The organism is Mycoplasmoides gallisepticum, from assembly GCF_900476085.1.
In the GTDB taxonomy this organism is placed as follows: domain Bacteria; phylum Bacillota_I; class Bacilli_A; order Mycoplasmatales; family Mycoplasmoidaceae; genus Mycoplasmoides; species Mycoplasmoides gallisepticum.
Map to the genome: position 1 here is coordinate 775,898 of NZ_LS991952.1, position 14,089 is coordinate 789,986.

At 33.2% G+C, this 14,089-nt stretch carries 9 protein-coding genes and 1 pseudogene; all 10 read right to left on the reverse strand.

Translation table 4 applies throughout. The features are described 5' to 3' along the window. Window positions 1-3 precede the first annotated feature (3 nt). The gene (locus D2833_RS03220) at window positions 4-1,635 is read right to left on the reverse strand and encodes a phospho-sugar mutase (protein WP_036447400.1); all 1,632 of its coding nucleotides are present in this window, start codon (window positions 1,633-1,635) and stop codon (window positions 4-6) included. Window positions 1,636-1,654: 19 nt separating this feature from the next. Continuing rightward, complete coding sequence (cdd, locus tag D2833_RS03225) at window positions 1,655-2,059, reverse strand: cytidine deaminase (RefSeq protein WP_231992410.1); 405 nt, start codon at window positions 2,057-2,059, stop codon at window positions 1,655-1,657. Continuing rightward, on the reverse strand, window positions 2,049-3,308 hold the full coding sequence (locus D2833_RS03230) for a thymidine phosphorylase (protein WP_011113841.1): 1,260 nt from the start codon (window positions 3,306-3,308) through the stop codon (window positions 2,049-2,051). Before D2833_RS03230 ends, cdd begins: the two co-directional genes overlap by 11 nt. 10 nt (window positions 3,309-3,318) lie before the next feature. After that, entirely contained in the window at window positions 3,319-3,990 is a 672-nt protein-coding gene (gene deoC, locus D2833_RS03235) for a deoxyribose-phosphate aldolase (RefSeq protein WP_117274087.1), read from the reverse strand. A gap of 5 nt (window positions 3,991-3,995) precedes the next feature. Beyond that, entirely contained in the window at window positions 3,996-4,706 is a 711-nt protein-coding gene (gene deoD / locus D2833_RS03240; protein ID WP_011113843.1) for a purine-nucleoside phosphorylase, read from the reverse strand. A 79-nt stretch (window positions 4,707-4,785) separates the two neighbouring features. Next, window positions 4,786-5,718, reverse strand: a complete 933-nt coding sequence (locus D2833_RS03245) for an ABC transporter permease (protein WP_027333242.1) — start codon at window positions 5,716-5,718, stop codon at window positions 4,786-4,788. Then, entirely contained in the window at window positions 5,718-7,367 is a 1,650-nt protein-coding gene (locus tag D2833_RS03250; RefSeq protein WP_014574343.1) for an ABC transporter permease subunit, read from the reverse strand. The genes D2833_RS03245 and D2833_RS03250 overlap by 1 nt, the downstream gene beginning before the upstream one ends. Beyond that, on the reverse strand, window positions 7,354-9,012 hold the full coding sequence (locus D2833_RS03255; RefSeq protein WP_011113846.1) for an ABC transporter ATP-binding protein: 1,659 nt from the start codon (window positions 9,010-9,012) through the stop codon (window positions 7,354-7,356). The genes D2833_RS03250 and D2833_RS03255 overlap by 14 nt, the downstream gene beginning before the upstream one ends. A 415-nt stretch (window positions 9,013-9,427) precedes the next feature. Then, window positions 9,428-11,542, reverse strand: a complete 2,115-nt coding sequence (locus D2833_RS03260) for an FIVAR domain-containing protein (RefSeq protein WP_027333243.1) — start codon at window positions 11,540-11,542, stop codon at window positions 9,428-9,430. A gap of 348 nt (window positions 11,543-11,890) precedes the next feature. After that, window positions 11,891-13,817 (reverse strand): annotated as a pseudogene (locus D2833_RS03265) (hypothetical protein). Window positions 13,818-14,089: the final 272 nt, after the last annotated feature.

A 14,089-nucleotide genomic window follows, 5' to 3' on the forward strand; every position in this document is an offset into this window, starting at 1 on the left:
GATTTATTTAATTAAACTGATGTATCGCTTTAGCGTTTTTGTAATCTGATTAGCTTCTTCTTTTAATTGCTTTAGCGAATTACCATATAAATTATAATAAAATTTAAATTTCGGCTCTGTCCCTGACAGTCTGAATCTAATCCAAGAATCATCTTCTAAAATCCAGTCTAAACAATCCCCAGCTTGGTTTCATTTGATACTAACGATCTTACGATCATTAATATAAGGTTGGTCGTATCTTTTTAAGCGTTCCATCCAATCGTTGGCTTTCTTCTTCCAATCAAGATCGTTGATTAGTGTGGTGATCGTATCGTTGTGGATAAAACCAAATTGTGGGTAGATCTCTCGTTCTAAGAAATCAACCATCGTGATCTTTCTTTTTAAACACTCGTTATAGATCTCAAGTGCTAGTGCTGCTGTTTGAAATGAATCCTTATCAGAACCAATCGTTGTTGGTAAAGCACCGATTGCTTCTTCAAACCCTAAGATGAAATCTTCTTGATCTTTGTGATCAATCGCTTTATTCCCAATTCATTTAAAACCAGTTCCAACCCGATAAACAACACCGTTGTATTTAGCAATAATTCGATCAATCAAATTTGTTGATACGTATGATGAAACGATATATGGACGTTTAGTTAACTGCTTATACTTTAAGATGTAATAAGCAAAGATGATCCCCATCTCATTACCATTAAAGTATCTAAACTCATTATTATGTTTTACAGCCACTGCTAATCGATCAGCATCGGGATCAGTAGCTAACATAATATCAGCCCCATAGTGTTGGGCATATTTTAGGGCTAGATCCCAAGATTCTCTAGCTTCTGGATTAGGTGATTTTGTGTAAGTAAAGTTCTCATCATACTTACATTGTTCTTTAACTGGAATCACATTGTAGTTAAATCTTCTTAACATCTCTGGTAATCAATATGATGCAGCTCCATGTTGACCAGTAAAGATAACTTTAAAATCCTTAACTTCTTTATGATCGGTTGTATATAGATCGCGATAAATATCAGCAAAATAACGATCATAGATCTCATCAGGAATAAACTTAACCAAACGATCGTTTGGTTGATATTCTAGATTTAAGATCTCACAACTCTTAGGCATGAAATCAATGATCTTTTGCGCATCTTGATTTAATAGTTGTGCCCCTTTTTCATTGTAGGTCTTAAACCCATTATCAGTTTTACGATTATGAGATGCAGTTACATTAATCCCCCCATCAGCATTATATCTTGGGATTGCATAAGATAAGATTGGTGTTGAACTAATCTTATTATTATCAAATAAGTAAACCTCAATCCCCATTGAAGTTAAAACATCCGTAATAATCTTTGCAAAGTGAACACCGTTCTTACGGTTATCGTGCGCAATCACACATCTTGGTGAAAAACCAAATTTATCAATTAAAAAACGACCATAACCAAATGCCATCTGGGCATACGTAAAGTCATTTAAATATCGGTAACCAGGACCCATTTTTTGGCGAATACCAGCTGTGCCAAATCCTAATGGTTTTTCATTAAAAGCATATGCTAACTCTTGTTCTGACATTGCTTTTATCTGAGCTTTTAAGTCCTTGCTTACCTTTGGGTGAACTAATCAATATTTAACGGTATTATTCATAGTTGTTAATTCCTTCAAATTATTTAGCAGTCATTGCTTTGTGATTAAAACCTAATGGTAATAGTTGTTTAAATTGATAGGTCTTTTTTGTTTGATTTTTATAATAGATCGTTATTAAAGTGCTGTCATCACTAAACTCTCATAATGCTTGACGACACATGCCACACGGTGAGGCATTACTATCATTTGAATCGCTCATCAAGTGGATCTGCTTGATCACAGGTAGATGATCAGAATTGCTACTAGTAATCATCGTTCCAATCGCATTTCTTTCAGCACATAAAGTAATTGGGTATGACGCGAATTCAACATTAACGCCTTGATATTCTTTGTTCTGATCATCAACTAAGATACAAGCAACATGAAAGTTCGAATAAACACAATAAGCTTTATCTAATAGTCGCAATAATTCGTTATGTTTCATATCTAATTGTTTTATCTGCTTTATCAATAATTACTTGATCAATTGGTTTAGATGAATATAAGCTCATGATAGGTTCATCTAAGCTCACTTGATCATGATTTTTTTTATGTAAGTAGATCCCTGCTTGGAAATCAATTGGTTGATCTTTAATCATTCTGCCTGAGCCTAAACCTACTGAAACCATTGCTAGATCCACTGGTGAACTGTAACTGATCTTGCCGGCTTTTTTAGCTTTAAGTTGATACTCGTATTTTGGCTGAAAATATGAGTCATTAATAATCTCTTGTCAGTTCCCAATTTGGGATTTTATCCAACTAATAAACTTATCAAATGGTTTTGTTGTTTTTAGTAGTTGATCTAAGCTAATTAAAGCTTCTTTTTTAGTAGTAAACTGCTTGGTTTCAACTAAAATTTCAGCGACCAGATTATCCATTAAAATTTTAAATGAATTATTTTGAGATAACTGATTTTTTAAGTAAGCTATTGCTTCTTTAATTTCGATCGCATTACCAATACTGTTACCTAATACTTCATTCATATCATTGAGTTCGCACTTTAAATGACGATTGAACTTTTTAGCTAGATTTAACATCCGTTTTTTTAGTTCATTAGCTTCATCAATCGTTTTACAAAACGCTCCTAGACCATACTTAATATCAATAAAGATGTAATCTGAATTAATCGCAAATTTCTTGGAAATAATTGATGAAGCAATTAAATCTAAACAATCAGTTGTTGCAGTAACATCTCTTAATGCGTATAAGATCTTGTCCGCCAAAACTAAATCATTAGTTTGAGCAATAATAAACATATCATTGGTCTTAAGAATCTGTTTGGCTTGATCAAGACTAATAAAACAATCGACACCGATCGCTTCAAGTTTATCAATCGTTCCACCAGTGTGAGCTAACCCTCTTCCTGACATCTTAGCTACTTTGAAATTAAAGCAAGCTAAGATTGGTGCTAATGCGATTGATACCTTATCACCCACACCTCCGGTCGAATGTTTATCAATTAACTTTTTTTGATCTGATTCAAAGTTTAATGTTTTACCTGATTTGATCATGAAATCAGTTAAATAAAACAACTCATCATCGTTTAAGCCATTAAATCAGATCGCCATTAATAATGCGCTGATCTGATAATCTGGGATCGTTTTTTTGACACAACCATCAATGAAAAAACCGATCTCTTCTTTAGTTAAAATCTGCTTGGTTTTCTTCTTCTCAATGATATCAATAATGTTCATCGCTTTTTGATTATTTAGCTAAATCCATCGTTTTTAATTCTTGCATTAATTTAACTGAACGAGAAGTCCCAATCCGATCAGCACCAACTTTAACAAATTCGATTAATTCTCTAGCTGTTGAGATCCCCCCACTAGCCTTAATTAAGATCTTATTTTGACTGGCTTGTTGCATAATCTTAATATCATTTAAACTAGCACCACGAGTTGAAAACCCCGTTGAAGTTTTAATAAAATCAGCACCACCATCAATACATGCTAAGGTAGCTTTTCTAATCTGTTCTTCATTTAGTAATGCCGTTTCTACGATCACTTTTAAGATCTTTTCACCACAAACTTTTTTAACTTGTCTGATCTCATCAATTACACAAGCACAACCATTAATTAGTTCTGGGATATTGATTACCATATCAATCTCGTCAGCACCCATTTTAATTGAGGTTTTGGCTTCATAAACTTTTTGTTCACTAAAAGTTTCACCTAAAGGAAAACCCACCACAGTGCAAACTTTTACGGGGGATTTTAATAAGATTTTTTTTGCTGTTCTAATGTAAGCTGGATTAACACAAACACTAAAAAAGCCATACTCAATTGCTTCATGACATAATCTTTCGATCTCTTCGTATGTAGCATTAGCTTTTAAGTTAGTGTGGTCAATTAGTTTGTTGAAATTTAGAATGCTCATAGTGTTTATAGTTTATTAGCCACATTAAGTGCTAACTCCATCATATTTTTAAATGTTGTTTGGCGTTTCTCTGGACTCATTGATTCATGGGTAACTAATGAGTCAGAGACCGTTAGGATCGTCATTGCATGCTTTTTAGCTTTTTGTGCATTAGCATTCAAAGCAAAACCTTCCATCTCTACAGCAATCGCATTTCACTTTTCATTAGCTTGCTTGGGAGTGTATAAGGTTTGATAAAAAGCGTCTTCACAGATCACTAACCCTTCATGGTATTTGATCTTTAATTCATCAGCTGTTTTTCTTGATAACTCTAATAATTTAGCTGAAGGGTAATTAGTTTTATCCACCACATCAACTCCGATTAGCATTGCATAAGGTGATTCACTATAAGCCTTGCTTTCTAAGATCACATCACCTAAGTTAACATCTTTAACTAAAGCGCCACATGAACCAACACGAATAATATTTTCAACATCATAAAAATTATAAAGCTCGTGGGTGTAGATTCCAATTGAAGGATTACCCATCCCGTGACCCATAACTGTTACTAATTTGTTCTTATATTTACCTGTGTAAGCAAACATATTTCTTACTTCATTAACTAGTTTATAGTCTTCTAGAAATGTTTCTGCAATCCATTTTGCTCGTAATGGATCACCAGGCATAATTACTGTTTTAGCGATCTCTTCTTTTTTTGCTTTAATATGTGGAGTCATTATTTAATTACCTATTTTGAATTTGTTTATATATTTAATTATCTAACTTATAAAACTGATTGTTAAGATTATTTTTTTTCTACCTTAGTCCCTTATCAAAATGGTTACCGACATTTTTAGGACCAATTGAGAACTTACCAAGTAATAACATCGTTGCTAATGTTAGTGCGTATGGAATTGTTCTGACTAAAAAGATCTGTGATTGGTTAACGCTTGTAGTTGAAGTTGAATGAACTAATAGTGAACTAAATACCAAACCAATGATCGTAATTGGTAATAGTTTTCATCCACTTACGATCAGGATTGCTAACGCAATGAATCCAACTCCATCCACATCTCCAGCAAACGATCTACCTGATTGGTAATATCCAAATAAAGCACCACCAGATCCAGCCACAACACTAGCTAAGATAATCCCAATTCATTGGTACTTAGTAACATTAATTCCTTGTGAGTCAACAGCGTTAGGGTTTTCACCAACAGCTCGATATCTTAATCCGATCTTTGAAAAGTTCATCACGACATATAAGATGATGAAAAAGACAATAAATAAAACAAAGATAATAATTGCTTCAGTACTAACACTATTTGGTCTTAGTGTTCGATTATAAACATTATCAAGACTTGGTCGACCAAATAAAGTCGTAGCGCGGTCTGATAAGATTTGTCCAATCCCTCTGGCTAACAGATTGATTCCAGTCCCAGCTATCACATGATCGGCTTTTAATTTAATCGTGGCAACCCCAAATAAGATTCCCACGGGAACAGATAATAAAGCTGATAATAAGATCGAAGCTAAAAACGTCCAGTTATACGTGGTTGTTAACATCCCACCCATCGATCTGAAAAAGACATTTGAAAAGAGTACAAAAAACGTTGCTCCAAACGTCATTGTTCCATTAATGGCAATATTAACAATTCCCACTCGTTCAGATAAATAACCACCAAAAACACCAAGGATCAGTGCAGGGGCTAGAATTAATCATTGATCTAGTTGGGTTGGTGAAAACATTATCTAGCCTCCTTATTAATATTTAGATTACTAATCTTTTTGTTGATTGTTTTAATGTGTTTATTTACTTGCATCTTCATCTCGTCTTCTAATGTAGCAGCAAGTTTTTGAATGCGTCTTTCTTCTTTATTTCACTTACTTAATTTATGTAACAGTTTTTGGTTTTTAGAACTCTCACAGTCTTGAATTACTTTTTCAGTAGCAAGAATTGAGTTAAAGACACAGCTGTGATAAAACTCGTTAACGATGCTAACTCGTTCTTGTACGTATTCATTTTTATACGTATTAATCTGTTCTTTATATTCTTTTAAGAAAAGAATCTTAATTGGGTTGATCAAAACCATTAATGCAACTTTAAGCTTACTACCGTATTGTTCATTAAGTTGCTCGTTTAAATCTTTTTGAAGTTTCTTAACTTTAAATAGGTGCTTCTCAGATAAAGCAGCCATATTGTTCTCTAAGTTTTGATACTCCGTAATATTTTTATCGCCATAGATCTTGATGATGATTCAACGCCATGGTTTTAAGTAGTTCATTAAACCATAAATTGAGATGATGTACATCAACACCCCTAGAGTTAAAGATAATGTTTGTGGAGTTGGTAAGTTAGCAGGACCTTGTCCTACTGAGATTAGTGAGAACAACATTGATACGATCACAATCCCTCAAGGGTTGTTTAAGGCAATTAATGAGATCGCAATTCCATTAAATCCTTCAATAGGCACAGATGATAAACCAAATCTTCCCACTGAACTAAAATCAATTGCTTGAGAAGCTTGACCAGTATAAACAACAACACCCAAGATTCCAGCTAAAGCTCCTGAGATCGCAAATGAACTTAGTTGTAATAAGTTTTTATTATAACCAAAGTATTCAGCTGAACTACTTGATAACCCTGTTGTTTTTAGTTTGTGACCAAAAACGGTAAATCTTAATAAAACCCAGACAATCACAACTGAAACAGCAGTAACTGCAATCGTTCACACTCAACCAGTGTTACTAGTAAAGAAGGTTGGACCATTAACAACATAGAACGAATATTGATCCGGGAATTTCACTGATAAGAAGTTACCATTCAATCTTTGTGTACTATCAATGAAGTGATTGTTAATAATCGTTCCCACGATTAAAAGAATAATTCAGTTTAATAAGATTGCCGACACCACTTCATTGATCTTTAAGTAGATCTTAAACAGTCCGGTTAGTACTGAAACAAAGGCCGCCACAAACATCGATAAGATGATCGTAATTAACTGACCACCAACTGCTGGAGCAAAACCTGTTTTCGCTAAATAATGGGTAATAATAAAAGCAAAAGAAGCACCTGCAAGCATCTGGCCTGAGATCCCAATATTAAAGATTTTTACTTGCATAGCAAAACCAAATGATAGCCCTGCTAAAGTAAAGATCCCGATATTAGTAATGAAATCTTGTTGTTGTTTTTGATCTCGTAACCCTCTAGTAAATAAAGATAAAAACGCATAACGGTTAACGTTTGTTGCCACTAAGATCCCATAAATTACTAATAAAGCAATTAGGATCAAAACAATAATACTTAAAATTCTTCTTCTGGTAGACTTATGTTCTTTACGGTAAAAAAATCGATCAAAACCGATCAAAAAATTCGGATACTTTTTAAATTGATTCATTCATCGCTTCTCCTGCTAATAATTGACCGATTTTAGATCTTGTCATCTCTTCTTTAGACCCAATTCCGATGAAATTATTCCGACTGATCACTGCAATCGTATCAGCTAGTGCCATAATTTCATCTAGTTCATAAGAAACAAGTAAAACTGCTTTCCCTTGTTTTTTGGCTTCAATAATCTGACCGTGAATATATTCGATCGCTCCCACATCTAACCCTCTTGTTGGTTGGGCTAAAATTAACAACTCGTGTTTTTTACTCATCTCTCGACCAATGATTAACTTCTGTTGGTTCCCACCAGATAGTGATCTTGATAGTGCAGTTCCATTCGCCGTACCCCTAACGTCGAACTTGTCGATAATATCTTGGGCGTATTTAGCTATTTCAAACGGCACAATAAAACCTTTATCAGAGAAAGGTTTTTTATCAATTAAATTATTAACTGAATTTAGTCTTACGTTCTCATCCAAGGTTAAACCATGTTTATGACGGTCTTCTGGAACAAAAGAGATTCCTAATCTAGAGCGCTTTTTGATTGATAGTTTTGAGATATCTACTAGTTTGTTATTATCCCTAAAAAAGATCTTATTGGGTTCTGATTTTTTTAAACCAGAAATAATCTCGATTAGTTTGGATTGACCATTACCCTCTACACCAGCTACTGCAAAGATCTCTCCCTTTTTAATTTCGAAATTAATCTTGCTTTTATCACGATTAGAACTACTAAGCTTTTCTCATGTTTGTTTAGCTTTTTGTCAACCTTTAGTAAAAGTTGTTTTAGTTACTGAAGAAGCCTTATTCAATAATTCGTCATATTTTTCTTCAGCGGTCTTAGTATCTAAATTTAGATCTCTAACACTCAATACAACTTCATCACTAGTAACGGGTGAATCATTAATTGAAGAGATAATCGTTCTACCAACCATTAGTTCTGCCATCTCTTCAATTGAAGTTGTCTTTACATCAACAGAATCAACATACTCACCTTTTCTGATGATCGTTGCATTATCAGCAATCGCTTTGATCTCATGTAGTTTATGACTAATAATAAGGATCGTTTTATTTTTAGCTTTAAACTCTCTTAAGATCTCTAAAAAACTTTCAATCTCATTATCTGATAAAACTGCTGTTGGTTCATCAAAAATTAAGAGATCAGCATCACGATAAAGAACTTTTAAAATCTCAACTTTTTGCTGTTCACCAACAGTTAAAGAAGAAACCTTCGCATTTAAATCGATCTTAAAGTTATATTCATCGATAATCTTCTTTAATTTGTTGAAACTCTTCTTATAATGAATGATCCCAGCTTTAGTGGTTTCAGACCCCAAGATGATATTATCGATCACCTTAAAATTCTCAATCAACTTAAAGTGTTGGTGAACCATCCCAATCTTTGCTTTAGAAGCATCCTTTGAAGACTTAAAGTTAACTTCTTTACCCCAAACATAAATCTGACCTTCATCTTGTTTGTACAAGCCAAACAAGATTGACATAAGAGTTGATTTACCTGCTCCATTCTCACCTATAATGGCGTGTATTTCATTCCTCTTAACTGACAGATTAATTCCTGAGTTAGCTTTTATCTGGCCGTTATTAAAGGATTTATGGATATCAACCATTCGAAGTGCATATTCTTGTGTATCCAAACTAATATCCTTTCATTTTTATTTATTTTCTTATTTTAACTAATATAATATAAAGAAAAATTACCCATTAGACAGATTATTAATATTAGATTGTTGTTTTGGACAAATTCTTATAAATATATATTTATGATTCGTTGCTTTTCTAAGTAAAAAGAGGGGGAAACCAGCTTAACTTTCTTTGCAGGTTATTTTTTTTCTTGAACATACAATCTCTTTAAAGATCCCTTTTCTATTTTGTGACATACCTTTCTAATAAAGATATGTCTTTTTGTCTAAAAAAGAACAAAAAAAATGAAAAGTAAACATCAGCATGAAATTTAAAATTCAAGCTTTGTTTAACTTTTCATATCTTACTAATTTTATTTAACTAACTTACGCTTATCTATTTTTATTCAACAGTTTTTTACTTATCATCTTACATTGAAGGATTCATTAAAGTAAAGGTAATGTTACCAAAGTTTGGAGCATCTCCAGTACCATCTTTACCATTAACAATAATCTTATTTAATCCAGCTTTTAGATTTAGTGTTTTCTTACCTTTAGGGTTAAGTTTTGTGTTTTCTCTAGCTGTATCAAATGTTGCTAATTTTGTAGTTCAATTACCAGAAGCCACTTTTTCAGTGTTATTATTTCCTGGTGTTTCAACTTGTAAAACATTAGTTTCATCACCAGTTTTAAATTGCAGTCAACTGTTAGCTATCTCTGTATTTTGGGTTCCTGAGATATAAACACCGCTGATTGAATATGCCCCATCTTTTGGAGCGTTTACGTAGAAAATGTAATCGCGTTTATTTGTATCACTTACAGCTGGAGATTTCTGAACATTCATTGTTACATCACTTCCTCTATAAGTACGAGGGCTTTTACCACCCACATACCCTACTAAATAGAACTTTTCATTAGGTTTTTGCATATTATCTACCGTTAAATCGTTCCCTGCATATTGAGAGATAACTGTAGATCAATCAGATGCTAAACTATAACCTTTTAACATGTCAACAGTTACAGATGTTGCAGCTGCATCACTTGAACTATTAGTGTTTCCAAAAATTTGGTTATATACAGCTCCTTGGTTAGCTACATCTGAAGTAATATACATATTACCGATCATCGGAGCTACTTTATTCATTGGAACACTAAATTCGATTGTGTTTTCTCCAAAATTTAAATTTGCCAAATTAACTTTAGCTACATTAATATTGTCAACTGATGCAGCAGGTCCATTTGCATTTGCTTCAGCCCCAAAATTAAGTGCAACTGGATTATTGTTATTTAATTTATATTGCAACCCAACACTATCATCACTTTTAACTAACTTATATGGGAAGTATAAATAAGCCATAGAAGGCCCAAAATAATTAAATGTAAATGTATATTTTACATCTGTACCACTTAAACTATAGATTCATGATACATCTGTTAAAGGTGTGCCTTGTGAAGTTGCAGGTTGTTCAGTGTCTGCTTGTTGAGCTTGTACTTCAGCAGCAGGGGTTGGTGAAACTTCTTGTGTTTCAGAAGCTTGTTTCGGTGAAGAATCTCCTTGTTGTTGAGCAGGTTCTACTCCTTGAGGAGCGCTCATAGGCGGAGTTTCTGCTTGTGGAGTTTCTGTTTGTGATGCTAAAGGAGCCCTAGGAGCCCCACTACTTCAAACAATTCTTTGAGCAAAATTCCAGTTGGGAATAGTAGTTTGTCCACTTTGCATTCCAGTTACACCAACACTGTAGCCAACAAAACTGTAATTTTGAGGTTGCTTCATCATGTTTGTGCTCATGCCCATTATTTTTGTTTTATCTAATTTAAAGAATTGATAATTGGCAAAAGCATCAGCATTATCTTTTTTAGGTTTAAGTTGATTTTCACTTATTGCTTTATTAATTTCATCATTAACTTTTGTAATTGAAGCAGCAGTTGGAATAGCACCACTAACTGGATCTAGTGTACGAATAACAACTTCTTCACCTTGTGCATATATAGAGTTAATTTTATTCAAAATTGCGCTATATTTTGGTTGATTTAATAACACCACAGTAGCGTTTTTTTGACTTAAAGTTGTTTTCAACTCACTATAAGGCATTAATAAATCTTTGTGATCTTGTTCGAACTTTTGTTTATCGCTAGCAGCTTTATCAATTGCTGTTTGTAACTTTGATGTTGCTGTTTTAACTTGATCTAAAGTTGATGTTGAACTATCTGAAGTCGTTTTAGCAACTGTGTACGCAGAAGTCAAGTCAGCTTTAATTTTTGCATAATCAACGTATAATCCAACTTTTTCACTTTCGCTATTTGTTAAAGTGGTTAAAGCAGCTTTAGCGCTTGCTAATTCTTGTGCCGCAGTATCCATACCTGGATTAGTATTTCCATCATTCATACCACCACTAGGAGGGTTTGGCATTGGATCTGGTTTTGGTTCAGGGTTTGGTGTTGGGTTAGGTGTTGGTGCAGTTGCTGAAGTACAACTAGTAGCTGCTAACATCACAAACGAACCAATACCTAATAAACTAACAAACTTTAAAATGTTTTTTCTTTTCACTTAAAGTCGAATTGACGAATTTGTAAAACGAACAAGTTCATCAAGATAAGAATATATAAAGTTCAGTAAGTAATAAATCGTGTTTATTTTCGTCTATCAGACGAGTCCCAAACCTCTAAACTTCTAAGAACTTCTTCTTCTTCTTCTTCTTCTTCTTCTTCTTCTTCTAGAAATAAAAGGTTTTAGCGTTTTTTGTCATTAATTCAAAAAAAATAGTTATTAGTTTTTTTGCCACTTGATGAAACAAAAATAAAAAAAACACCAGATAAAATCTGATGTTTTAATAATTTTTATTTAACTAACTTAGCAGCCTTACATTAATTTATTATTGGATCATATTAATGTTTATTAACTAGAAGCACTATTGGCGATTGCACCAGTCTCATCGTTACTTGTCGTGCTAGTTTTTAAAGTAAAAGTCAAGTTACCAATGTATGGAGCGCTTTTACTATCTAAAGTATCACCTGCAATAATAATCTTATTTAAACCCTCTTTTAGTAATAAAGTGCGTGTATTTCCCTGAACAGTACCATCGTTGCCACTGGTCTTAGAAGTGTCAAATGTTCCTGCTGAAGTTCAATTACTTTTTCCTGTAACGTTAACTTTAACAACATTTGTATTTTGAGAAACAGCATCACCTGCTGTGAATTGCAATCCTCTTTGCTTAGATGTAATATATGAACCACTAATGTAATATTGACCTTCGACTGGAGCATTTACGTAAATTGTAATCGTTCTCGCGTTTCCTCAAGTATAAGGGAATAAAACCTTATTAGTTTTTGTATTGTTAGCAACACGCTCATTAGGACCGCCAATAAATCCAACTAAATACATTGTTTTTTGATCTGTTAATTTAGTAAACTGACCTATATATGTTGATCAACTAGACGCTAAACTGTATCCTGTTAATAAGTCAACCGTAACAGATTTTTTATTATCTATTATGTTTTGTTTATTACCAAAAATATCATCATAAACCTTATTAGTATTTTGATCATTTGAAGTAATATATATATATATTACCGATCATAAGCGCTACTTTTGCAGGATTTTCAGTAGGCACACTTAACTCAATTGTGTTAGAACCAAATTTTAATCCAGACAAACTAACTTTAGCTACATTAATATCGCTAACTGTTGGAGTTTTATTAGCTGTAGCCTCGACATTTTGTTGATTATCAGCTGCAAAAGTTATAGGTTGTTGTTCGCCACCATTTAACTTATATTGCAAGGCAACTAAAGATGAATCAGCAGACTTAACTAATTTATAAGGGAAGTATAGATAGACTGTTGATGGTCCATAGTAAATAAATTCTAGAGTATATTTAGTTGTTTCTCCAGATAAACTATAAATTCACGATACATCTGTTTTAGAAGTTGGAGATTCAACGATATCTGTAGAACCATTCTTTGTTTTTGTTTCAGATGTTCAAACTTTTCTTTGAGCAAAATTTCAAGTTGGTAAATTACTTGGTGGATTTCCTGCATTACCTGCAATTTTATGATCTAAATCATTACTAAAACCAACAAAACTATAGTTACCTGGTTGATTCTCTGTCTTGGTTGTTCCAGTAATCTTTGTTTTATTGATTACTTGCTTAACAAAACTATCAGCTAGTTTTGTTGCGTTTTCTTTTTGAGGATTTAATACTTCATCTTTAATTGCTTCAACAATCTTAGTATTAGCCATCATTACAGCAGATGCTGTAAGTGGATCTCCCTCAACTGGTTCTAACGTTTTAGTAGTAATGGCTTTACCTGCATCATATAGCCCACTTAAATGCATTTTAATTCCAGCATATTGCGAATCTGCATATGGAGCTAAAGTAGCAGTTTCATTACTTAAAGTCGTTTTTAATTCTTTATAAACTTTTACTAACTCGGCATGTTGTTCATCAAAGGTTTGTTTACTAGTAGCAGCTGTTCTAATTGCAGTTTCTAATCTAGTCTTAGCCTCATTAAGGTTTTGTGTTGTTGATGATGAATTATCAAGAACATTCTTAGCAGCATCATATGCTTTTGTTAGATTCTGTTGTGTTTTTTTGTAGCCAACATACAATCCAAGATTTTTAGCTTTAGAATCAAATACAGTAGTTAATCCCATTCTTGCAGCTTCTAATTCTTGAGATGCAGCATTCATCATATTTTGTCCACCACCTGGATTGGTATCTCCGCCATTCATACCACCACTAGGAGGATTTGGCATTGGATCTGGTTTTGGTTCAGGGTTTGGAGTTGGTGTAGTTGCTGAAGTACAACTAGCTGCAGCTAACATTACAAATGAACCAATACCTAATAAACTAACAAACTTTAAAATGTTTTTTCTTTTAACTTAAAGTTAAATTGATGAACTTAGATAAAAAAAAGATATTCATCAAGTAAAGAATATATAAAGTTCAATTAAGGAATAAATCGCGTTTATTTTCGCCGATCAGACCAGCCCCAAACCCCAGAACTCCTAAGAATTTCTTCTTCTTCGAAAATAAAAGGTTTCACTAATTTTTATAGCAAATTCAGAGAAATGTTTTTTAAAAAAAAATCCCAAAA